At 62.7% G+C, this 22,146-nt stretch carries 25 protein-coding genes and 1 tRNA gene; 11 read left to right on the top strand and 15 right to left on the bottom strand.

The window, feature by feature from the left end; all coding sequences use genetic code 11:
• The first annotated feature begins 108 nt into the window (after window positions 1-108).
• The 4 genes from V2I08_RS07375 (at window position 109) to V2I08_RS07360 (ending at window position 1,889) form a co-directional block, all read left to right on the top strand.
• Window positions 109-474 carry a hypothetical protein gene (locus V2I08_RS07375; protein WP_349634533.1) on the top strand — a complete coding sequence of 122 codons (366 nt, stop codon included), beginning with the start codon at window positions 109-111 and terminating at the stop codon, window positions 472-474.
• Window positions 461-850 carry a hypothetical protein gene (locus tag V2I08_RS07370; protein ID WP_349634532.1) on the top strand — a complete coding sequence of 130 codons (390 nt, stop codon included), beginning with the start codon at window positions 461-463 and terminating at the stop codon, window positions 848-850. Before V2I08_RS07375 ends, V2I08_RS07370 begins: the two co-directional genes overlap by 14 nt.
• Before the next feature lie 149 nt (window positions 851-999).
• The gene (locus V2I08_RS07365; protein WP_349634531.1) at window positions 1,000-1,593 is read left to right on the top strand and encodes a hypothetical protein; all 594 of its coding nucleotides are present in this window, start codon (window positions 1,000-1,002) and stop codon (window positions 1,591-1,593) included.
• On the top strand, window positions 1,590-1,889 hold the full coding sequence (locus tag V2I08_RS07360; RefSeq protein WP_349634530.1) for a hypothetical protein: 300 nt from the start codon (window positions 1,590-1,592) through the stop codon (window positions 1,887-1,889). Before V2I08_RS07365 ends, V2I08_RS07360 begins: the two co-directional genes overlap by 4 nt.
• 26 nt (window positions 1,890-1,915) lie before the next feature.
• Here V2I08_RS07360 and V2I08_RS07355 read toward each other — a convergent pair whose 3' ends face one another.
• The 7 genes from V2I08_RS07355 to folK all read right to left on the bottom strand — a co-directional run bounded on the left by V2I08_RS07355 (window position 1,916) and on the right by folK (window position 4,647).
• Window positions 1,916-2,227: a hypothetical protein gene (locus V2I08_RS07355; protein ID WP_349634529.1), complete on the bottom strand. Its 312-nt coding sequence runs from the start codon at window positions 2,225-2,227 to the stop codon at window positions 1,916-1,918.
• Window positions 2,227-2,508: a hypothetical protein gene (locus V2I08_RS07350; RefSeq protein ID WP_349634528.1), complete on the bottom strand. Its 282-nt coding sequence runs from the start codon at window positions 2,506-2,508 to the stop codon at window positions 2,227-2,229. The genes V2I08_RS07355 and V2I08_RS07350 overlap by 1 nt, the downstream gene beginning before the upstream one ends.
• A complete protein-coding gene (locus V2I08_RS07345) occupies window positions 2,505-2,720 on the bottom strand; it encodes a hypothetical protein (protein ID WP_349634527.1) in 216 nt (71 codons plus the stop codon). Before V2I08_RS07345 ends, V2I08_RS07350 begins: the two co-directional genes overlap by 4 nt.
• Window positions 2,717-3,229, bottom strand: a complete 513-nt coding sequence (locus V2I08_RS07340) for a hypothetical protein (protein ID WP_349634526.1) — start codon at window positions 3,227-3,229, stop codon at window positions 2,717-2,719. The genes V2I08_RS07345 and V2I08_RS07340 overlap by 4 nt, the downstream gene beginning before the upstream one ends.
• A complete protein-coding gene (locus V2I08_RS07335) occupies window positions 3,222-3,764 on the bottom strand; it encodes a hypothetical protein (RefSeq protein ID WP_349634525.1) in 543 nt (180 codons plus the stop codon). Before V2I08_RS07335 ends, V2I08_RS07340 begins: the two co-directional genes overlap by 8 nt.
• Window positions 3,765-4,031: 267 nt before the next feature.
• Window positions 4,032-4,107 (bottom strand) — tRNA-Lys (locus V2I08_RS07330).
• Window positions 4,108-4,149: 42 nt separating this feature from the next.
• Complete coding sequence (gene folK / locus V2I08_RS07325; RefSeq protein ID WP_349634524.1) at window positions 4,150-4,647, bottom strand: 2-amino-4-hydroxy-6-hydroxymethyldihydropteridine diphosphokinase; 498 nt, start codon at window positions 4,645-4,647, stop codon at window positions 4,150-4,152.
• A 23-nt stretch (window positions 4,648-4,670) separates the two neighbouring features.
• Here folK and V2I08_RS07320 point away from each other — a divergent pair, with 23 nt between their 5' ends.
• Complete coding sequence (locus tag V2I08_RS07320) at window positions 4,671-5,333, top strand: uracil-DNA glycosylase (RefSeq protein ID WP_349634523.1); 663 nt, start codon at window positions 4,671-4,673, stop codon at window positions 5,331-5,333.
• Here V2I08_RS07320 and pgl read toward each other — a convergent pair.
• The 5 genes from pgl to V2I08_RS07295 all read right to left on the bottom strand — a co-directional run bounded on the left by pgl (window position 5,323) and on the right by V2I08_RS07295 (window position 11,050).
• Window positions 5,323-6,012 (bottom strand): 6-phosphogluconolactonase, encoded by a 690-nt coding sequence (gene pgl, locus V2I08_RS07315; RefSeq protein ID WP_349634522.1) that lies wholly within the window; start codon window positions 6,010-6,012, stop codon window positions 5,323-5,325. The genes V2I08_RS07320 and pgl overlap by 11 nt on opposite strands.
• Window positions 6,013-6,017: 5 nt before the next feature.
• The gene (locus tag V2I08_RS07310; protein ID WP_349634521.1) at window positions 6,018-6,494 is read right to left on the bottom strand and encodes a YbaK/EbsC family protein; all 477 of its coding nucleotides are present in this window, start codon (window positions 6,492-6,494) and stop codon (window positions 6,018-6,020) included.
• The gene (galE, locus tag V2I08_RS07305) at window positions 6,491-7,489 is read right to left on the bottom strand and encodes a UDP-glucose 4-epimerase GalE (RefSeq protein ID WP_349634520.1); all 999 of its coding nucleotides are present in this window, start codon (window positions 7,487-7,489) and stop codon (window positions 6,491-6,493) included. Before galE ends, V2I08_RS07310 begins: the two co-directional genes overlap by 4 nt.
• A gap of 67 nt (window positions 7,490-7,556) precedes the next feature.
• On the bottom strand, window positions 7,557-9,734 hold the full coding sequence (locus tag V2I08_RS07300; protein WP_349634519.1) for a 3-hydroxyacyl-CoA dehydrogenase NAD-binding domain-containing protein: 2,178 nt from the start codon (window positions 9,732-9,734) through the stop codon (window positions 7,557-7,559).
• Between the two features lie 107 nt (window positions 9,735-9,841).
• Window positions 9,842-11,050 carry an acetyl-CoA C-acetyltransferase gene (locus V2I08_RS07295; RefSeq protein ID WP_349634518.1) on the bottom strand — a complete coding sequence of 403 codons (1,209 nt, stop codon included), beginning with the start codon at window positions 11,048-11,050 and terminating at the stop codon, window positions 9,842-9,844.
• Between the two features lie 173 nt (window positions 11,051-11,223).
• Here V2I08_RS07295 and V2I08_RS07290 point away from each other — a divergent pair, with 173 nt between their 5' ends.
• Window positions 11,224-12,894, top strand: coding sequence for an MFS transporter (locus V2I08_RS07290; RefSeq protein ID WP_349634517.1), 1,671 nt, complete (start codon window positions 11,224-11,226; stop codon window positions 12,892-12,894).
• On the opposite strand, the gene V2I08_RS07285 is transcribed toward V2I08_RS07290, so the two are convergent.
• Window positions 12,886-13,494 (bottom strand): nucleotidyltransferase family protein, encoded by a 609-nt coding sequence (locus V2I08_RS07285; protein ID WP_349634516.1) that lies wholly within the window; start codon window positions 13,492-13,494, stop codon window positions 12,886-12,888. The two genes, V2I08_RS07290 and V2I08_RS07285, sit on opposite strands and share 9 nt — an antisense overlap.
• A gap of 155 nt (window positions 13,495-13,649) precedes the next feature.
• Here V2I08_RS07285 and folE point away from each other — a divergent pair, with 155 nt between their 5' ends.
• From folE to V2I08_RS07260, 5 genes are all read left to right on the top strand, one after another.
• Complete coding sequence (gene folE, locus V2I08_RS07280) at window positions 13,650-14,255, top strand: GTP cyclohydrolase I FolE (protein WP_349634515.1); 606 nt, start codon at window positions 13,650-13,652, stop codon at window positions 14,253-14,255.
• Window positions 14,252-15,091, top strand: a complete 840-nt coding sequence (locus V2I08_RS07275; protein ID WP_349634514.1) for an SDR family oxidoreductase — start codon at window positions 14,252-14,254, stop codon at window positions 15,089-15,091. The genes folE and V2I08_RS07275 overlap by 4 nt, the downstream gene beginning before the upstream one ends.
• Before the next feature lie 241 nt (window positions 15,092-15,332).
• Entirely contained in the window at window positions 15,333-16,109 is a 777-nt protein-coding gene (locus V2I08_RS07270) for an enoyl-CoA hydratase-related protein (RefSeq protein ID WP_349634589.1), read from the top strand.
• Between the two features lie 161 nt (window positions 16,110-16,270).
• The gene (locus V2I08_RS07265) at window positions 16,271-18,658 is read left to right on the top strand and encodes a TonB-dependent receptor domain-containing protein (protein WP_349634513.1); all 2,388 of its coding nucleotides are present in this window, start codon (window positions 16,271-16,273) and stop codon (window positions 18,656-18,658) included.
• Window positions 18,658-19,881 (top strand): dipeptidase, encoded by a 1,224-nt coding sequence (locus V2I08_RS07260; RefSeq protein WP_349634512.1) that lies wholly within the window; start codon window positions 18,658-18,660, stop codon window positions 19,879-19,881. The genes V2I08_RS07265 and V2I08_RS07260 overlap by 1 nt, the downstream gene beginning before the upstream one ends.
• A 77-nt stretch (window positions 19,882-19,958) precedes the next feature.
• Here V2I08_RS07260 and mmsB read toward each other — a convergent pair whose 3' ends face one another.
• Window positions 19,959-20,843, bottom strand: coding sequence for a 3-hydroxyisobutyrate dehydrogenase (gene mmsB / locus V2I08_RS07255; RefSeq protein ID WP_349634511.1), 885 nt, complete (start codon window positions 20,841-20,843; stop codon window positions 19,959-19,961).
• A gap of 145 nt (window positions 20,844-20,988) precedes the next feature.
• Window positions 20,989-22,047 carry an enoyl-CoA hydratase/isomerase family protein gene (locus tag V2I08_RS07250; RefSeq protein ID WP_349634510.1) on the bottom strand — a complete coding sequence of 353 codons (1,059 nt, stop codon included), beginning with the start codon at window positions 22,045-22,047 and terminating at the stop codon, window positions 20,989-20,991.
• Between the last annotated feature and the right edge of the window lie 99 nt (window positions 22,048-22,146).

Genomic DNA, 22,146 nt, shown 5'->3' with positions numbered 1-22,146 from the left:
AGAGCAACCTTGGACGTGGAGTCCTTGGTTGCTTTTTTGTTGGATGTCGGGTATAATCGGTTGCTTAGCCGCCTATCGGCATAACTCCTCCCATTGAGAACAGTCCTCATGTTCCTTGTCATTCTGGCAACGGTCTGTAGCGCCCTTGCCCTTCTGTCCGGGATCGTTGCCGTTGGCAGCGGGAAGGACTGGAATTTCACAACCAAAGACATCTTTCAGGGGAAGCAAAACGCTGTCCTCTATGTCTGGGTAACCTTCTCGACCATCTTCTCGATGGCCCATCTCGCATCCCTCGTGCTCTATGGGATCGACTGGAATTGGCAATACGCCCTCCCCGAAAGTGGTCGGTGGATGGTGATCCATTCAGGTGTCGGATGCCTCCTGATCTCCGCTCATCTTTTCATCAAGCGGACTCTCTCTGCAAATAAAGGCAACGATATTTATGTTTGGGGTCCCAAACGTGTTCTCGGATAACCAGATCGCCAATGAAGTCTGGATCGGCGTCGCCGGTGCAATGCTCGTCCTCCTGCGCTCGATCATCGACGGGTCGCGGCGCACTTGGTATGCCCTGTTGATCGGCTGCATCATCGGCGGGGGAGGCGCGGCGCTGGCCGGGCACATCTTCCACGACAGCAAGTGGGTCTACCCGATCTGTGGTGTCGCGGCAGTGATGGCGGAAAATGTCCTGATCGGCTTCTTCAACGCCTCGGAAGAGTTTCGCAAAGCCCCTATCAAGGTGTTCACCCAGCTTTGGCAGTTGATCGTTCCCAGCTTCGGGAAGTCGGCCGGTGTCATTGCCCCGGCACCGCTCGATCCGCCTGCCCGGCCTGACCCTGACGCTGTAGGCTAAGACATCCATCATCAAGTCCATGAAGCGCTCCATCGAAAGGTGGGGCGCTTTTCCATTTGACAAAATCTTCCTGTGACGTATAGCGAGACTGTCACTCACATAGAAAGGAGACTGTATGGATGGAAAAGGTAATGTTGGAATGACCCGGTATGGCTGAGCAGTTTGTAATCGCTGATCCTCATCTCAGTCAGCTATCGATGGTCACCTTCGCTGGTCAGGACGGTCGCCCGCTCCGGCCGTGGGGGCGCGTCGATCGGGACATGAGCCCGCAAGAGCGTGAGCGTCGCACTGCTGAAATGGATGAAGCGATGGTCGAGCGGTGGAATGCCGTCGTCCCCGCGACCGGGGCAAAGGTCTACGTCCTTGGCGACGTGGTGATGAAAAAGGCTGCACTTCCGATCCTCGCTCGCCTGAACGGCAAGAAGAAGCTGATCAAGGGCAATCACGACATCCTCAAGCTCAAGGACTACGCGCCCTACTTCTATGACATCGCGGCCTACCGGATCATGGACGGGCTCGTCATGTCCCACATCCCGATCCATGAGGAAAGCCTCAAGGAGCGCTGGTCCGCAAACGTCCATGGGCACCTACACGACGGCCGGGTGATGATGCCAAGTCCGTCACCTGACCTTGAGAACGTATTGAATCCGCGCTATTTGTGTGTATCCGTGGAACATACCGATTACGCACCCATCTCCATGGATGAGGTCCGCAAACGGATTGCGGATCAACAAGGATTATGATGCAAGAGCTTTCCTTAGCAACCACTGGTGCGCTAAAGCCTCTCGCGGATTTCCAGCAAAAGGCGAGGGTGATGACAGCGGAGAAAGTCTCGCGTGAAGAAGTGGTGGCCTTCCGTGTGCGTCACGGCCTGAGACAAGAGGACCTTGGCTTCTTGCTGGGTCACAAGAGCAAGGATCGAGGCGTCAGGATTTGGGAGGAGGAGCATGGCTCCGGCGCTCCCTACTATGTGCGGATCATTTTCGCCTACGTCGATCGATACGGGCTGGATGTCCTCAAAGAGCTTGCTGCACAATAAAAAGGCCCGGAGCGATCCGGGCCTTTTTATTGCTCTTGCCAGTCAGCGTAGAAAAGCCATTCCGAGATCACCCGGCGCTGGGCTTCCGGCTCGCTCCGATTCTGTGCGAGATGGAACGAGAGAAGCGTGTCCCACGTCATATCGTTGTCGGCCGCGAACAGGCTGTCGATCGAGGAGTAGTTCTCGGTGATCTGCATCAGAATGATATGCAACCGCCGCACCGGACCATAGTGCCGATGGTTCGGCTCCTCGAAAATGCGATCATTCCAACCCTTGGGATCACGCCGGGCCAACGCTGAGAGCTTCGAGTCGCCAAGATCGCCCATGATCAGCGCCATCAGATTTCGTCCTCGCCTTTGCCCCAGATCGCGATGGGCGGGACCACCGGCTTTCCCTCTTTGTCGGTGATCAGGTGCATCATGAAGCGGACCGGCTGACCCGCGTTCATGAGACGCAGGTCCTCTTCGTCCGGCACGAACTCGGTCATGAGCGCGTAGCGCCCTTTGACAGAGACGAGGCGGTAACCGAGGTCCACGCAGTTTTCCATGCCCGGCGGGGCCTTGAAGACGATATAGTCGTTCGGAGCGTCGGGGTGGGGCTGGATGTTGCCGGGGTTCATTCTTGGGTTCCTTCGGGGAGCAGGCGGGTGAAGCGATCGAAGACAGGATCATTCATGTCTTCGCGGACAATGAAGCTGGCGGGCGCGGCGGCGTCTGGAGTCATCTCGGTCATTCGAAGCGTGACGACGACATCCATCGCGGTGACCATGTAGAAGCGGCCGTCGTCGTTGGTGATGACATCGCCCTTCTTGAAGCGGAGGCCGCCGGTCACTGTGCCAGCCCTCGGTAGGAGCTATCGAACTCCACGAAGTGGCGGTTCGAGATGGTGTTACGCATCGATCGACCCATACTGCCAACCACAGAGTGTCGGGTTTCGAAGCGATGGGTGACGCGCGCCTGACCTTTACCCAGAGCGAGGAGATCGACCGTGACTTGACCGTCTCCGAGGAATCCCCGATTATGATCGAAGTCGATCGCGGTCATGATCCAGACGAGGCCATCCCATTCGATGAGGTTGCGGCTGTAGCGGTGCCACTCGTGGAGATCGGTGCCCGTGCCTCCGCCGAGCCAGAGCACCAGTTCCGCCTTGCGCTTGATCTGGTAGTTGGACTTCTCGTCAGTGACCTTCTGCTCGATCACGGAGCCCATGGAGGTAAGGCTGGGATACTTCCCCGTGGCGGGTTCGTAGATGACGCCCCGAAGGTTATCGATCGTGTCCTGCAGCTTCGCGATCTGGGCGAGGAGGACACGCTTCTGATTGCGGCCGAAGCGCTTAGCCACGAGCCTTCTCCTTGGCGAACTCTTCAAGGGCGATCTCGACGGCGCGCTCGTAGTCGCGGCCGACCGTCATCACCATCGTGCCGTCCGGCATGTTGCGGTTGACGGTGACCATCACGCCCGCCTGCATCAGCTTCTTGATCTGATCAGCCTTTGAGCGGTGCATCATCTCGTCCATTACCCGAAACCATTCGAGCATGGCGTCGATCGACAGCGGTTCGACCGGCGGATTGGCCGTCGTGATCGATGCGCCGGTGGCCGCCTCGTAATAACGGGCCTGTAGATCGTTGAGACGCTTCTGGATCAGGGCGCGTCCGTGCGGCATCTCCAGCAGGTCGTGATGGGTCTTGTCCTCGGAGATGTCGTCGAGATGGTAAGGCGTCTGGAGGAGGGTGCTGCGCTCCGCGACCGATGAGGTCTTTGGGAGTGATGTCATCGGGATGAAGGGATGACCATCTTCCGGCAACTCCTTCCAGCGGACATCATCGAAGATGGAGTTGTAGTCATAGGGGAGCGGAAATGGGGAAGCGTCCGACATATGGTCTCCGAATAGGCGCGACTCGACAAACCCTCGAAAGAGTGATATAATGATCGCAATCAGTGATGATTTTGACTAGCGCCCCGAATGCAATGTGTCAATCCATAATGTCACTTATTTTCCCGATGACATCCTAGCTGCAGACTAAAAATGCAAGGTGACAGCCAAGCATTACCAGTTGCAGACTAAATGCAGACTAAAGCGCGTTTTCAGAAGAATTTGGTTCTTTTGGGAGCGCTTTCTTGCGTCTTAACCCCTTGAAAACACTGGTGAGTCCAGCTGGGTTCGAACCAGCGACCTACTGATTAAAAGTCAGTTGCTCTACCGACTGAGCTATGGACCCGTTTAGCGGTGGAGGTCGCCCTAATGGCGGCGATGGCGATGGTCAACCTCTTCGCGTGTGCTTTTGCAGGCGGGCGTGCAGATGGCGGACGGTGAGGCCTGAAAGTGGATCGCGCCAGCGCGGGGCGATGGCGACGAGCGGGGTCAGCACGAAGGCGCGCTGGCGGAAGGCGCTATGGGGGATGGTGAGCAGGCGACTGCGCCAGATGCCGCCCGACCAGAGGATGATGTCGATATCGACGCTGCGCGCGCCCCAGCGGCGATGGCGGCGGCGACCGAGCCGGTGTTCGATCGATTGAAGCAGGGCGAGCAAAGCGGGCGGGGACAGGGGGCTTTCGATCAGCAGCGCGCTATTGGCATAGAGGCGCGAGGATGGACCCATGGGCGGCGTTGCGATGGTGGGGGCGAGCGCGATGACGCGCATCTGCTGTCCGATCAGCGCGGCCGCTTCGTCGAGCAGGCGCGCAGGGGTGCGGCGTGCCGATAGCGGCCGGTTCGATCCCAGCGCCAGGGCATAGATGTGCGTGCTTGTGTCCGCCATGGATCAGCGCCTATCTGCTGCCCATGATCCTGGAAAGCCCCCTTGAACCGACCGAACCGCCGCGCGACTGTCCGCTCTGCCCGCGCCTTGTCGCTTTGCGCGAGGAATGCCGTGTCGAACATCCCGATTGGTGGAATGCGCCGGTGCCGGCCTTTGGCGATCCGCAGGCGCGGATCGGCATCATCGGGCTGGCGCCGGGCAAGCAGGGGGCGAACCGGACGGGGCGGCCCTTTACCGGGGATGATTCGGGCCTATTATTCTTCGAGACGCTGGCGAAATTTGGGCTGAGCGAGGGCGTCTATGATGCGCGGGTCGATGATGGGCTGGTGCTGAAGGACGCGATCATCATCAATTCGGTGCGCTGCCTCCCGCCGCAGAACAAGCCGGTTCCCGACGAAGTGCACAAGTGCCGACCGTTTCTGGCGCAGGGCGTTGCAGCGCTGCCCAATGCGCGGGTGTTCGTGGCGCTCGGCCAGATCGCGCACCAGTCGGCGGTCAAGGTGTTGGGCGGGCGATTGCCCAAGGCGCGCTTTGCCCATCTGGCCGAACATCGCATGCCCGACGGGCGGATGCTGATCGATAGCTATCATTGCTCGCGCTATAATCAGAATACCGGGCGGCTGACGGCGGAGATGTTCGAAGCGGTGTTTGCGCGGGCGGTGGAACTGGCCGGGCTTACTGGCTGATCCAGACATCGACCGGGACAGCGTCCTGGCACAGGGCGACGCGGATCGGCAGTTCCTCGACAGGGCCGCCCGCCAAGGCGCGATCATAGACGGCTTTTTTCGCGGCGCCGCTGATCTGCAAGAAGATGTAGCGGCTGGACAGGATGGCGTGGGCGGTGAGCGAAAGCCGCTGGTGCGGGGCGGCGGGTGGCGTGACCGCGATGGTCAGTGCCGTGCTGGAGAGGCCTTCATCCAGTTCCCTGGCCTCTGGGAAGAGCGAGGCGGTGTGGCCGTCATCGCCCATGCCGAGCAGGATGATGTCGAGCGGCCATGGGAGCGCGGCGAAGTCCGCTTCCGCCGCAGGCTGGCCGAGATAGGCGTCGGCGGCGGCATTTTTCATCGGCACGAAGCGCGCGGCGGCGGCTGGCCCTTGCAGCAAGGTGTCGCGGACGAGCTTTTCATTGCTGTCGGGGTCGGTGGGATCGACCCAGCGTTCATCGACCAAGGTGACGATGACCTTGCGCCAATCGGACAGCGAAGCGGACAGTGATTCGAGTACCGGGCGGGGGGAGCGGCCGCCCGACAGGGCGAGGGTCGCGACGCCGCGCGTGGCGATGGCTTGTTCCAATGTGGCGGCGACGCGGGCGGCGATGTCGGCGGCGGCCTGGGCGCTGTCGGTGAAATGATGTTCGGTCGGCATGGAAATTAATCCCCTGTTTCCGGGAGGGTGCAGATGTCGATCCATTGTCCGCCGGTCAAGCTGGCGAGCCGGTCGGGCGTCAGTTCGACCGAGGTGGTGCGGGAACCGGCGGCGGGGAAGACGGTATCGAAGGCTTGCAAAGATATGTCGCAATATATCGCAAGCAGCGCAGTCAGACCGAACGGGCAGACGCCGCCGACCGGGTGGCCGGTGATCGCTTCGACCTCATCCGCGCCGAGCATGCGGGGCTTTGCGCCGAGCGCGGCCTTGGCCTTGCCATTGTTGAGGCGCGCGTCGCCGCGCGTACAGACCAGCACGACTTGGTCGCCGACGCGCAGGGACAGGGTCTTGGCGATGCGCGCGGGTTCGACGCCAAGTGCCGCGGCGGCTTCCAGCACAGTGGCGGTGCTGACGCCTTGATCTATGATCGCCACGTCGGGCGCATGGGCGGCGAAGAAGGCGCGGACCGACGCTTCGCTCATGCGCGAGTCTCCAGGGCGCGCTCCCAGGCGAGGGCATGGGCGACGATCAGGTCGAGATCGGCATAGCGGGGCTGCCAGGGGAAGGCGGAAAGGATGGCGCGATTGTCCGAAATCAGCGCGGCGGGATCGCCCGCCCGGCGCGGGGCCATGATGCGCGTGATGGGATTGTTGGTCGCGCGGTCCACGGCGTCGAGGACGTCCAGCACCGAAAAGCCCCGGCCATAGCCGCAGTTGAGCAGATGATTGCGCTCCGGCTCCGCCATCAAGGCTTCGAGCGCCAGCACATGGGCGGCGGCGAGGTCGCTGACATGGATATAGTCGCGGACGCCCGTGCCGTCGGGCGTGGCGAAATCGGTGCCGAAGATGGCGACGCTCTCGCGCTTGCCCAGGGCGGCTTCGACGGCGACCTTGATCAAATGGGTCGCGCCCGCCGTCGATTGGCCGGTGCGTCCCTGCGGATCGGCTCCCGCGACGTTGAAATAGCGCAGCGCGCAAAAGTTCATCGGATGCGCGGCTGCGACATCGCGCAGCATATATTCGGTCATCAGCTTGGACATGCCGTAGGGATTGATCGGCTGTTGCGGGGTGTCTTCCCGCACCGCTTCCACGTTTGGCGTGCCATAGGTGGCGGCGGTCGAGGAAAAGATGAAATGGGGCACGCCGACGCGCACCGCGCTGTCGATCAGATCGCGGGTCTTGGCGCTGTTGTTGTGATAATATTTGAGCGGGTTTTCGACCGATTCCGGCACCACGACGGAGCCGGCGAAATGCATGATCGCGGTGATGCCATGGTCGCGCAGCGTCGCTTCGACCAGCGGCTGGTCGGCTATGTCGCCCTGCACGAAGGGCACGTCGTCAGGCACGGCCCAGCGGAAGCCGGTGACGAGATTGTCGATCACGACCACGCCATAGCCCGCGTCTTTGAGCGCCAGCACGGCATGGCTGCCGATATAGCCAGCGCCGCCCGTGACCAGTATCGTCGGCTTTTCGCGCATAAGAAAAACGTCTCCCCAACTGCTGCCGGGGAGACGTAGCTTAGCGTCGTTAAGATTTACAGTCCGATCATGCCGCCGCGCGGTCTGGCACCGACTGGTAGAAGGTTGCGCCGGTGGCGGCCATGGCGCGCAATTGCTCGGTGGCGGCGAAGCGGTCGCCATGGGCGGCCCGCAGCCGATCCAGCACACCCACGACATGGGCGATGCCGACCGTGTCCATATGCGCGAAGGGACCGCCGGTGTATGGCGCAAAGCCCCAGCCGAAGATCGCGCCGATGTCGCCATCTTCCGGCGTTTCCAGCACGCCTTCCTCATAGCAGCGGGCGCATTCGATCAACTGGCGATAGAGGAGGCGTTCCTTCACCGCTTCGACATCGGGCTGATCGTCGGCGCGGGGGAAGAGGTCAGCAATGCCCGACCACAGCAATTTCTTGCCGCCTTCGGGATAGTCGTACCAGCCCTTGCCATTTTTGCGGCCCAGACGGTCGCGCTCGACCATCTGCGTCATGACATCGTCGGAACGCTGTACGACATAGGCGTCGCCCAATTCCTTCTTCGCCGCCGTCATGACCTTATAGCCCAGTTCGATCGAAACTTCGTCGCTGACCGCGAGCGGGCCGACCGGCATGCCAAGCTGCTTGCCGGCATTTTCGAGCAGCGCCGGGTTGATCCCTTCGGCGACCAGTTCCGCGCCTTCCTGCACATAGGTGCCAAAGCAGCGCGAGGTGTAGAAGCCACGGCTGTCATTGACGACGATCGGCGTCTTCTTGATCTGGGCGACGAAATCGAGCGCCTTGGCAATGGCGGCCGGGCCGGTTTTCTTGCCCAGGATGATTTCGACCAGCGGCATCTTTTCGACCGGCGAGAAGAAATGGACGCCGATGAAATTGGCGGGCTTGGACCAGGCGGCCGCCAGCTTGGTGATCGGCAGGGTGGAAGTGTTGGAGCCGAAGATGACGTCCGGGCCGAGGACGGCTTCGACCTGTTTGGTGACTTCGGCCTTGATCGCGACATCCTCGAACACCGCTTCGATCACGAAGTCCGCACCGGCGAGATCGGCATAGTCGGCGGTGGGCGTGACGCGGGCGAGCGTTGCCGCCATCTTCTCCGGCGTCATCCCTTTGCCCAGGCGCTTCTTGAGTACCGTTTCGACATGGGCCTTGCCCTTTTCCGCATAGGCGATGTCGCGGTCGAACAGCACGACCTCCATACCCGCCTGCGCGGCGACGGTCGCGATGCCAGCGCCCATCATGCCCGCGCCGAGCATGGCGAGCTTCGTGGTGGGCACCTTGGGTTCAGCCTTGGGGCGACGCGCGCCGCGTTCGGCGGCCTGTTTGTTGACGAACAGGCTGCGGATCATGTTGCTTGCCTGCGGATCGGCGGCCACTCTAGCGAAATATTTGCTTTCGATGCGGATTGCGCGGTCGAAGGGGAGTTGCGCGCCTTCATAGACGGCAGAGAGCAGGGCGATCGGCGCGTTCATGTTGCGCTGGGTCTGCTTGAGCGTCATGGGCAGCGCGCCGACCATCGTCTGGACGAAGCCGGGGTTGAACTGACCGACGCCGCCGGGGAATTTGAAGCCTTTGACGTCCCAGGGCTGGGTGTTGGCAGTGGGGTTGGCCTTCACCCATTCGCGTGCCGCCTCGACCGCCGTGCCTTGCGGCACGACCTGATCCACCACCTTGAGCATGGCGGCTTCGGCGGGGCGGAAAAGCTTGCCCTGCAGCATATACATGAGGGCGGCCTGCACGCCCATCAGGCGCGGCAGACGCTGCGAACCGCCGCCGCCGGGGAAGAGGCCGATGAGGATTTCGGGCAGGCCAAGCTGGGTCTTGCTGCTGTCGCCGACGAAGCGGCGATGGCAGGCGAGGGCGAGTTCAAAGCCGCCACCGACGCAGGTGCCTTCGATCGCGCAGGCCACCGGCTTGCCGCAGGTTTCGAGGCGACGGAAGAGTTGGTTGAGGACGAAAACCTGGTCGAAGATGGCGGCGGGCGCGGGGCGGCTGCCATCCTTGGTCGCAAGCATGGAGCCGAAATATTTGAGGTCCATGCCGGCCATGAAGCCGCTGTCCTTGCCCGATGCAATGACCGCGCCCTTGATCGTGTCTTCCGACGCGATGCGGGTGATGGCGGTGTCGAGATCGGCCAGGAAGTCCGGGCCGATGACGTTCATCGACTGGTCGGGAACGTCGATCGTCAGCGTTGCGATGCCGTCGGCGTCGGTGGTGAATGCGATGGTCTGCATGATGATGCTGCCTCTAAAATTCCGTTCGGGCTGAGCTTGTCGAAGCCTTGCACTTTTCTTCAAGAAGAGAGGCCCTTCGACAGGCTCAGGGTGAACGGAGAAGGGGGTTAGATACGCTCGATGATGATGCCGGTGCCCATGCCTGCGCCGACGCACAGGTTGATGAGCGCGGTGCCTTTGCCCGATCGTTCCAGTTCGTCGAGCGCGGTGCCCAGCACCATCGCGCCGGTCGCGCCGAGCGGATGCCCCATGGCGATCGCGCCGCCATTGACGTTGATCTTGTCATGGTCGAGCTTCATCGCCTGCATGTAACGCAGCACGACGCTGGCGAAGGCTTCGTTGAGTTCCCACAGGTCGATGTCGGCGGTGGTCATGCCTGCGCGGGCGAGCAGCTTACCCGCGACAAATTCCGGGCCGGTCAGCATGATCAGCGGTTCAGAGCCGATCGAGGCCATGGCGCGGATGCGGGCGCGAGGCTTGAGGCCATATTTGTCGCCCATATCCTTATTGCCCACCAGCACGGCCGCCGCGCCATCGACGATGCCGCTGCTATTGCCGGCATGGTGGATATGGTTGACCCGCTCCAGTTCGGGGTAGCGGAGCAGGGCGACGGTGTCGAAGCCGGGCATTTCCTCACCCATCGCAGTAAAAGCGGGCTTTAGCGCGCCGAGCGACTGCATCGTGGCTTCGGGGCGCATATGTTCGTCATGGTCGAGGACGACCTGGCCCATCACGTCGCGGACGGGGACGATCGATTTGGCGAAACGACCTTCATCCCACGCCATCTTGGCGCGCCTCTGGCTTTCGACGGCATAGGCGTCGGCATCGTCGCGGCTGATGCCGAATTTGGTGGCGATGACGTCGGCGCCGATGCCCTGGGGGGCGAAATAGGTTTTGTACGCGACCGCCGGGTCCATGGCGAGCGCGCCGCCGTCCGATGCCATCGGCACGCGGCTCATGGATTCGACGCCGCCCCCGATGGCGAACAGGGCTTCGCCCGACAGCACCTTGGCCGCGGCGATGTTCACGGCCTCCAGGCCGGAGGCGCAGAAGCGGTTGACCTGCACGCCCGGCGTGGTCAGGGCATAATCGGCATTGAGGACGGCGGTGCGGGCAATGTCCGCGCCTTGCTCACCGACCGGCGTCACGCAACCTAGAATGACATCATCGACATCGATCGTGTCGATCGCGGTGCGATCGCGGATCGCTTCCAGCACTTGGGTCGCGAGTTGGATGGGGGTGATTTCGTGCAGCGAACCGTCCGGCTTGCCCCGGCCACGGGGTGTCCTGACGGCGTCGTAAATATAAGCTTCCATGTGGCTTTCCTCTCCGTGGGTCGCCCCTGCCGGGCGCATCGGATACCGGCACTGAATGTATTTACGTTTACGTAAAGTGCAAGCGGGAAATATGTTTTTCTGCCCGCACTGGCCGTGACGTAGGGGCGGTTTGCGCCCGTTGCGGGTTTGACGCTGCGGTCCAATTCCGCTTCATGGGGGGCGTGTCCCCCGCCGAGTCTCCCCCTGCGCCGTCGCCCTTCTCCGTCCCCACCTTTCGCGCGATCTGGATGGCGAGCCTGGCGTCCAATTTCGGCGGGCTGATCCAGTCGGTCGGCGCGGCGTGGATGATGATTTCGCTGTCGGCGTCGCCGATGCTGATCGCATTGGTGCCTGCGGCGACGACGCTGCCGATCATGCTGCTGTCGCTATGGGCGGGGGCGGTGGCCGACAATCTGGACCGGCGCAAGGTGATGATTGCCTGCCAGAGCTGGATGCTGGTGGTGTCGGCTTTGCTGGCGGTAACGGCCTGGGCCGGGTGGATGACGCCCTGGCTGCTGCTCGCTTTCACCTTTGCGCTGGGCTGTGCGACCGCGATCAACGGCCCGGCCTGGCAGGCGGCGGTCGGCGACATGGTGCCGCGCGCGATCTTGCCGAGCGCGGTGGCGATGAATTCGATGGGCTTCAACCTGGCGCGCAGCGTCGGCCCGGCGCTGGGCGGCGTCATCGTCGCGACGGCAGGCGCGGCAGCGGCGTTCCTGACCAACGCAGTCAGCTATGTCGGGTTGCTGGTGGTGCTGTTCCGATGGGACCCGGAATTGCCGCCCAAGATATTGCCGCGTGAGCGGCTGGCTCTCGCGATGCGGGCGGGGGTTCGCTATGTGTCGATGTCGCCTAATATCCAGCTTGTGCTGATGCGCGCCGCGGTTTTCGGCATCGGGGCGAGCGCCGTGTCGGCGCTGATGCCGCTGGTCGCGCGCGACATATTGGGCGGCGGCGCGCTGACTTTTGGCCTGACGAGCGGGGCTTTCGGGCTGGGCGCGGTGACGGGCGCGCTGTCGACCCGGCGTTTGCGGGCGCGGCTGTCGGTCGAACATATCGTGCGCTATGCCGCGCTGATGCTGGCGCTGGGCACGGCGATCACCGGCATGAGTAGTTGGCTGGGGCTGGCGCTGCTGGGCTATCTGCTGGCGGGGTTCGGCTGGGTCACGGCGCTGTCGACCTTCAACGTGTCGGTGCAGATGTCCGCGCCGCGCTGGGTGGTGGCGCGGTCGGTGTCGCTCTATCAGATGAGCGCCTTTGGCGGGATGGCGATTGGCGCCTGGCTATTTGGCTGGCTGGCCGAAAGCCAGGGCGTGGTCGAGGCACTTTATGCGTCGGCGGCGATACAGTTCGTGGCGGCGCTGATCGGCCTGATGCGCCCGCTGCCGCAGATTGGCGACGATAATCTGGACCTGCAGAACCGATGGCGGGAGCCGGATACGGCGGTGCCGGTCGAGCCGCGCAGCGGGCCGGTGGTGGTGACAATCGAATATCGCATTCCGGCGGGATCGGTCGTGCCCTTCCTGACCGCGATGAGCGAGCGGCGGCGGATCAGGCGGCGCGATGGGGCGCATGGTTGGTCACTGATGCGGGATCTGAGCGATCCTGAACTGTGGATCGAGCGCTATCATGTATCGACCTGGCTCGATTATGTCCGGCATAATCAGCGGCGGACCGTCGCCGACATTGCCAATAGCGATGCCATTTGGGCGTTGCATACCGGGCCGGTGCCGCCGGTGGTGCATCGGATGCTGGAACGGCAGACCGGATCGCTGCCGCTCAGCCGCGCGCCTGATCCGCGCGAGATGGCCGATGCGATGACCGATCCGACCCGGTCAAGCTGAGCCGTCGGATAGCGGCGGCACGCTGCTCACCAGATCCTCCGGCGTGTCGATATCGTGGAGGATGCCGCCGCTGGTTTCGATTTGCAGGCCATGGCTGAGCAAGGCGCGCGCGCCCTGATCCCCGCGCAGGCGCAGCAGTTCGGGGAAATGCTTGCGGCCGATGAAGGCGGGGGGCGAGGAGGAGAAGCCGTCGGTGCTGGCGACGACCGAACGGATATCCTCGGCCGCGAGGCAGATGCGGTTATAATGGCTTTGCGGCACGTCGGGCATGTCGGCGAGGCAGATGAGAATGCCGCGCACGCGGTTGATCGGCATGAGATGTTCGACTGCGCGCACGATGCTGCCCGATATGCCGTCTTCGGGGCGGTCATTGACGATGATGCTGTAGCCGCGTCGATCCAGCTTGCGGTGGAGCACGGGTGCCACGTCGATCGGCCGGACGACCGCGACCAGTTCGGCAAAGGCCATCGATGCGACCGTTTCCAGCGTATGCGCCGCGACGGGCTTACCACGCAGGTCGGCCATCAGCTTGTCCTCGTCGCCGAAGCGGGACGACATGCCGGCGGCCAGAAGTACAGCGGCGATCCGTTCAGTGCGCATGTTTCAACTGTTTTAACGTCATTATTATTCGATCACCTCCCATTCGGTGCCGATTTGCCACCCGTGCGATACGCTGTCCAGTCATCCCGAAAGGGCTGGTCATTACGGGATCAAATCCTCATATGCGGGGCAATAGAGAAGGAGTGGCGCTGTTCATGGCATGTGATCCCGATGCGGAAACCGTTGGTAACGGCAAGGAGCCGGTTCCGGCCGAAGTGTCCGATGCGATCCGCACGTTGATCCGGTGGTCGGGCGACATGCCGGAACGCGAGGGCCTGGTCGAGACGCCGGAGCGGGTTGCGCGGGCGTGGCGCGAATATTGCCGGGGCTATGGCGATGACCCGGCCTATCATCTGTCGCGCATCTTCCACGAAGTGGGCGGCTATGACGATGTCGTGTTGCTGAAGGACATTCCGTTTCAGTCGCATTGCGAACACCATATGGCGCCGATCGTCGGCAAGGCGCATATCGCCTATCTGCCTGGCGATTATGTGGTCGGCATTTCCAAGCTTGCGCGGGTGCTGCATGCCTATGCCAATCGCTTGCAGGTGCAGGAGCGGCTGACCTCCGAGGTTGCCAACTGCATCTGGGAGCATCTGAAGCCCCAGGGCGTGGCCGTGGTGATCGAGGCGACGCATGGCTGCATGACCGGGCGCGGTGTTCGCACGCCGGGCGTCATCATGAAGACCAGCCGGATGCTGGGCGTGTTCCGCGACGATGAAAAGTCGCGCGAGGAAGTGTTGAAGCTCATCGGTTCATGAGCCAAGAGGAACGTCCCTATCGTCCACTGGGCAGCGCGCGGCCTTTGGTGGAGCCGGTCGGTCCATTACCGCTGGCGACCAAGCGGCTGGCACTGGTTACGGGCGGGCATCGCCGGCTGGGCGGCATTATCGCCGGGGCATTTGCCAAGGCCGGTCATTCGCTCGCGATCCATGGCAGCCATGATACGCGGCTCGATTCTCATCTGGCGCTGACGCTGGAGGCGCAGGGCACGGAGTGGGACGGCTTCGTTGTCGATTTCGCTGACCCGGAAAATGCCGAGGAATTGATTGCGCGGGTGGCCGAGCGGTTCGGTCGTCCCCCCGACATATTGGTCAACAGCGCCGCGATGTTTGGGCAGGACCGGATCGACACGGTGACGGCGGATGACCTGATGCGCCATTATGCCGTCAATTGCGCTGCGCCCGCGATGCTGACCAAGGCGTTCGCGACGGTTCCGGCGGGCACGGGCGATCGCTGCATCATCAATATCCTCGACCAGCGGATCGACCATCCCCATGGCGATCAGTTGGCTTATACACTGTCCAAGCTGGCGCTGGCGGGATTGACGCAGACGAGCGCCAATGCGCTGGCGCCGAAGGTGCGGGTCAATGCGGTCGCGCCGGGGCTGACCATCGCGACGCCCGACTATGATCCGGAACAAATGGCGCGGCTGGAAGCGATGATGCCGCTTGGCCGGTTGCCGCAGGCCGATCAGATCGCGCAGGCTGTCCTCTATCTGGCCGACGCGACCGCCGTCACTGGGCAGACGCTCTATGTCGATGGCGGCGCGCATCTGAAAAGCTATGATCGGGACTTCATGCATCTGTGCCGATAGGCTTGGCGGAAATGCTAGGCCGCAAGGGGTGGCGGATGGCGTCGCTTGTCCATAGAGCAGTGCGCATCGTTGATGCTCCCCTGGAAGGGGAGGTGGCTGGCGCAGCCAGACGGAGGGGTGTCCTGCTATCGAGAAGGTGACACCCCTCCGTCAGCCCTTCGGGCTGCCACCTCCCCCACAGGGGGAGGATTTATCGGAATTGGTGCGGACTTGATTGGCAACGCAATAATGGGAGATGGCAATGACCTATGAAACGATTTTGGTCGAACAGCGCGACGCGGTTACGCTGATCACGCTGAACCGGCCCCAAGCCTTGAATGCGCTCAACGGCCAGGTGCTGAGCGACCTGAGCGCTGCCTTTGCCGCCTATGATGCCGACCCGACCCAGCATTGCGCCGTCCTGACCGGCAGCGAAAAAGCGTTCGCGGCGGGCGCGGACATCAAGGAGATGGTCGACAAGGACGGGGCCGATTTCTTCCTGGAAGATTTCTTTTCCGGCTGGCAGAGCAAGGTGGTCGCCACCCGCAAGCCGTGGATTGCGGCGGTGGCGGGCTTTGCGCTGGGTGGCGGATGCGAACTGGCGATGATGGCGGACTTCATCATTGCGGCCGATACGGCGAAATTCGGCCAGCCCGAAATCAAGCTGGGCGTCGCGCCGGGCATGGGCGGATCGCAGCGCCTGACTCGCGCGGTCGGCAAGGCCAAGGCGATGGACATGTGCCTGACCGGCCGGATGATGGGGGCTGACGAAGCCGAACGGTCGGGGCTGGTAAGCCGGATCGTGCCTGCCGCCGAGCTGCTGGACGATGCGCTCAAGACCGCCGCCGTCATCGCCGCGATGCCGCCGATGGCCGCGATGGTGAACAAGGAAATGGTCAATATCGCGTTCGAGACGGGCCTTGCCCAAGGATTGCTGACCGAGCGGCGCATGTTCCAGATCCTGACCGCGACCGAGGACAAGAAGGAAGGCATGACCGCCTTTGTCGAAAAGCGGCCTGGCGTCTGGAAAGGACGCTGATCTGCTGGAGCCGATCAGCAACAATCAGCAATTTTGTGACAGAATGATGGCGGCTTTTTTGGGCATCCTCGTTTCAGAAGGAAACTGAACAACAATCCATGGAGAGGTGCGACGCCCTGCGCGTCACCCTGATCGGCTCATGACACCCAGGGAGCCTCTTCATGTCCGTCCATTTTGTCGTCCGTCCGTCCACTCGCGCGCTGTTGCTGGCCTGTGCCGCCGCAGCCCTGATTCCTGCCGCCCATGCGCAGGAGCCGGTCGGCGATGATGAGACGAACATCACCGTTACTGGCCGTCGCATTTCCCAATCGTCCGAGGCGATCGGCGAGGACAAGGTGAGCAATGTCGTGGCGGTGACGCGCGAGGCTTTGCTGTCCGCGCCATCGGGCATTTCGGGCCTGAAAATGCTGGAGCAATTGCCCGGTTTCAACGTCCAGACGGACGGGGCGCTGGGCCTCTATGAATTCGGCAACAGCGTCCAGACCCGCGCGTTCAACCTCGATCAGATCGGGTTCATTGTCGATGGTATCCCAACAGGCCGCAGTGATGCGTTCGGTGGCAGCCCGGTATTCCGCTATGTCGACAATGAAAATCTGGGCGTGGTTGAAGCCGCCGTCGGCGCAGGCGATGTAGGCCTGCCCAGCTATTCGACGCTGGGGCCGGTGGTGCAATATAACAGCATCGCGCCGCAGGAGGATATGGGCCTGTTCGTGTCGCAGAGCTTTGGCGATTTCGGGCTGAAGCGGACCTTCATCCGCGCCAGCACGGGGCAGGTCGGTCCGTTCCGAGCTTATGTGAGCCGCACCAAGCTCAACAGTGATCTGTGGCGCGGCGTCGGCACGGTCGATCGCGAGCATTGGGAGGCGCAGATCCACGCCGACCTGGGCGGCGATAGCTGGGCGCGGTTCAAATTCGTGTCTAACGACTTTTTCGACTATGACTCGCCGACGCTCAGCCGCACACTCTACAATTCCGCAACGCCGGATGTGGGCGGCAACACCGGCCGGGATCGTGGCTATATCGCCGTCGTGCCCAACAGTACGCCGGGTTTCGCGCCGGTGGCGGGCGGCCCTGCTTTTTCCAACAGCAACTATACCTATACCTACAATCTCGCGCTTAACGTGCGGAAGGACAAGCTCTATGGCGGCACCGTCCATCTGGGCATCGCCGATGGTGTATGGGCCGAAGCGACGGCCTATTATGAGGATAAGGGCGGCTATGGCGTGTCGCCCGACAGCTATGCCAACAGCCTGTTGCAATATACGCGGCAAACGGCGGCAGGCCTGGCGCTGACGGCACCGCGCGGCACGCAATATGGTCTGTCGACGGTGGGTGGCGACCGCTATGGCCTGACCACCAAACTCCATTGGGACATGGGCGCGCATAGCGTGGAGGCGGGCCTGTGGGCCGAGGTCGACAGCTATAATCGCACCCAGGCACGCTTCAACACGACCGACGGGTCGCCCGCCAGCGCGCCCAATCTGGATGAACTCGTCTATGTGCGGCGCGACTATCAGTCGGAACGGCATACGACGCAGGCGTTCGTGAAGGACCGCATTTCCCTGATGGATGACAGCCTGATCTTCGACCTGGGGATCAAGGCACTGCATGTCGACTATCGCCAGAGTGGCTATCGCGACTTCAACGACTATTATCGCAACGCGGGCACCGCCGCTGCGCCCATCTGGGTCGCCGGATGGGGACCGCAGACCAACCGGGCCAGCTATGGCGACGGGTTCCTGCCGATGGCGGGCGTCCTCTACAAGATCGATAGCCAGACCCAGATTTTCGCCTCCTATGCCGAAAATATGGCTTTGCCCAAGGGGATGGACGACATCTTCTCCGTCGCGCTGAACAGCAGCGCGGCCGTCGTGCCTGCTCCTGCGCCGGAACGGTCGCAGAATTTCGAGGCGGGCATCCGCACCAACCAGGGGCAATTTTATGCCTCGCTGGCGGGCTATTACACCAAGTTCAAGAATCGCATCCAGTCGATCACGGGAATCCTGCCCGGTACGACCAACGTCACCGAAACCTTCTTTCAGAATGTCGGCCGGGTGACGGCCTATGGCGCGGAATTCAGCGGCACGTTCAAACCATCCGTGCTCAATGGCCTTGCCTATTTCAACCTGAGCGCCACCTATAATATCGCCAAGTTCAAGGACGATATCGTCACGCCTACCCTGACCTATGCGACCGATGGCAAGTTCATTCCCGACAGCGCCAAATGGATCGTCAATGGCGGCGTGACGATCGAACCGGCGAGCTGGCTGGTGGGCAATATCTCCGGCAAATATACCAGCCGCCGCTGGTCCACCTTCGTCAATTCGCCGGGGTCGAGCGTGCCGGGCTTCACCGTGTTCAGCGCCTATGTCGATATTGGCGATGGATTCAGCCTGGGGCCGGTCAAGAGCGTGAAGGCGCGGTTCAATGTCGACAATCTGTTCGACAAGGACACCCTCTCCTATATTTCCTCGACCGTGACGGGCGACGGCTTCTTCCGGCCGCTGTCGCCGCGCACCTTCCAGTTCACCATTTCGGGCGAAATCTGATGCGGGTTGGACTTATGATGGGGGCAGCGCTGATCGCGCTGCTCCCGGTTGCGGTGTCGGCGCAGGCTGTGCCGAAGAAGGTGCAGCAATTGCACCAGAAACTGCTGACGCTCGACAGCCATCTCGATACGCCCGCCTCGCTCGACCTGCCTGACTGGTCGATCGACGAGGAACATGGCGTGCATAGCGACTATACTCAGGTCGATTTGCCGCGCATGAAGAAGGGCGGGCTGGATGGCGGTTTCTGGGCCATCTATACGGGGCAGGGGCCGTTGACGGTCGAGGGGTTCGCCAAGGCGCGGGATTTCGCGCTGATGCGGGGGGTGTCGATCCGCGAGATGGTGGCGGCGGACCCGGCCAATTTCGCGCTCGCATTGGAGGCGAAGGACGCCGCGCCGATCGCGGCGGCGGGCAAGCGGGTCGTCTATATGTCGATCGAAAATGCCTATCCGCTGGGCGAGGATATCGGCCTGCTCCAGACCTTCTACGACATGGGCGTGCGGGTCGTGGGCTTTGCCCATTTTGCGCATAACCAGTTTGCCGACAGTTCGACCGACCCGTCCAAGAAGCCGCGCTATGGCGGGCTTAGTCCGCTCGGCAAGCAATTGCTCAAGGACATGAACCGGCTGGGCATCGTGCCCGATGCCTCGCATAGTTCGGACCAGGTGCTGGACGATCTGCTGGCCTTGTCGACGACGCCGGTGCTGCTGACTCATTCGGGGTGCAAGGCGGTCTATGACCATCCGCGCAACATTGATGATGATCGGTTGAAGGCGCTGGCGGCCAAGGGCGGCGTCATTCAGATGAACGCCTATGGGGCTTATTTGAAGGCTTCCCAGCCGAACCCCGAACGGCAGAAGGCGATGGGCGCGCTGTTCGCGTCGATGCGGGATGGCGGCAAGATGACGGCGGAAAAGCGGGCGGAACTGCTGGCCAAGCGGCAGGAGATCGACCGGCTTTATCCTGAGACCGACCGGGCAACCTTCGATGATTTCATGGCGCATATGCTGCATGCGCTCAAGGTCGTGGGGCCGGACCATGTCGGCATCGGCGCGGACTGGGATGGTGGCGGCGGGGTCGTTGGCATGGAGGATGTGCTGGACCTGCCCAGGATCACCGAGGCGCTGTTGAAGGCGGGCTATGGCGAGGCGGATGTGCAGAAGATCTGGGCGGGCAATGTGTTGCGCGTGCTGGCGGCGGCTGAGGCGGGGAAGGGGAAGTGATGCACCGTTCGCCCTGAGCGAAGTCGAGAAGCGGGGTGCGAGCGTTTCTCGACTTCGCTCGAAACGAACGGAGGGGGTTACTTACCCTCCAGCATCTCGATCATGAGGGAGAAGTCGCGGGTGGCTTCGCCCTGGTTGGCGAGGAGTTGGTAGAGCGATTCCGCCACGTTGCCCATGGGTATGGATGCGCCTACCGAGGCGGCGGCTTCAGTGGCGAGTTTCAAGTCCTTGAGCATCAGGCCGACGGCGAAGCCGCCCTGATAGCCATTGTCGGATGGCGATTGCGGGCCGACGCCGGGGACGGGGCAGTAGCTGGTCATCGACCAGCTTTGGCCCGACGAGACGCTGGAGATATCATAGAAGGTCTGCGGATCGAGGCCCAGTTTCTTCGCCATAGCGAAGCTCTCGCAGGTGGCGACCATGGTCGCGCCGAGCAGCATGTTGTTGCAGATTTTGGCCGCCTGGCCATTGCCCGCGCCGCCCGCGTGAATGACCGCCTTGCCCATGGCCGAGAGGATCGGCTTTGCCCGTTCGAAGCCGGCGTCGGTGCCGCCGACCATGAAGGTGAGCGTCCCGCCATTGGCCGCGGCGATGCCGCCGGAGACGGGGGCATCGACCATGTCGAAGCCTCTGTCGGTCGCGGCGTCGATCACGCGGCGGGCGGTGGCGACGTCGATGGTCGAGCAATCGAGGAACAAGGCACCGGGGCTGGCCGCGCCATAGACTTCGCCCGAATACACGCTTTCGACATGCTTGCCGGCGGGCAGCATGGTGACGACGGCGTCGGCGTCGGTCGCGGCGTCGGCGGCGCTGCTGGCGCGGATGGCACCCAAGGATTCCGCCTTGGCGAGAGCCTCTTCCGACAGGTCGAAGGCGCGGACGGCATAGCCGTGCTTAAGCAGGTTGGCGGCCATGCCGCCGCCCATATTGCCGAGTCCGATGAAGGCGATGGTCTGGGTCATGATGCTCTTCTCTCCTGCTTAACTTCGCATATTTCCCGTAAAAACGGACATATTCGTGCGCGGCCCTGATCCTATCGGAAAGCGGGCGGCGTGGGGCAGGCAGCGTGCATCGGGATGATAGCAGGTGCCTGCGGTGTAGGACAGATCAGGTCGCGAGCGCTGGCAGCGGCGTCCATTGCTGGTCGGCGGGGAGGGGCGTGAAGATCGCATCGATCATCGCGTCGCTGACCTCTTCCAGTGTGGCCGGGTTCCATTGCGGCTTGTTATCCTTGTCGAAGATCAGCGCGCGCACGCCTTCGACGAAATCGGGGCGGCGGATGATCGCGCAGGCGAGGCCATATTCCATCGCCATGTTGGATGCGAAATCCGGCTGGGCCGCGCCCTCGATCAGTTGGCGCAGGGCGACCTTGATCGTCTGGGGCGATTTGGTGGCGAGGGTGGCGCGCTGCCTGGCGGCCCATTCGTTGCCGTCGGCGTCGAGCGCGGCGACGATCCCCTCCGCCTTGTCCGAGGCGAAGAGGCGGTCGATGTCGGGGCGGGCGGCTTCGAGTTTGGAGGGCGGGGGTGTTTGCGCGGCGGCGTCGAGGATGGGCGCGAGATTGGCGGGGTCGGCGAGGATGCGTGCCTTGACCTCGTCCAGCGTGTCGGACGGCATATAATGGGTGGCGATGCCGATCGCGGCGCAATCCGCGCCGTCGATCCGCGCGCCGGTGGCGGCGAGCCATGCGCCGACCCGGCCCGGCAGGCGGGGGAGATACCAGCCGCCGCCGACGTCTGGGAAGAGGCCGATGCCGGTTTCGGGCATGGCGAAGGTCGTCCGTTCCGTCGCGACACGATAGCGGGCGGGGAGCGAAATGCCGACGCCGCCACCCATGACGATGCCGTCGATGAAGGCGACGATCGGCTTGTCATAGACGAACAGCAGATGGTTCATGCGATATTCGAGGTGGAAGAAGCGTTCGGCTTCGACGCAGTCCGTTTTGGCGCTGTTGGCGATGAGCGCGATATCGCCGCCGGCGCAGAAGCCACGGCCTTCCGCGTGGTCGATCATCACGGCGGTTACGCTGTCGTCGGTGCGCCAGGCGAGCAGGGCGGTGTTGATCGCCTCGCACATGTCGGGCGTGAGGGCGTGGATCGCCTTGGGGCGGTTGAGGCGGATGCGGCCGATAGTGTTTTCGATGAAAGTGAGAACGTCGTCTGTCACGCTGACCTATCTTTCCGTTCGCCCTGAGCCTGTCGAAGGGCCGTTTTTCTTGAAGAAAAGTGGAGGGCTTCGACAAGCTCAGCCCGAACGGCTTTTCTG

The organism is Sphingobium sp. MK2, assembly GCF_040170545.1.
GTDB lineage: Bacteria > Pseudomonadota > Alphaproteobacteria > Sphingomonadales > Sphingomonadaceae > Sphingobium.
Note: the sequence above shows the minus strand (reverse complement) of the source record. Positions and strands in the feature narration are given on the sequence as shown.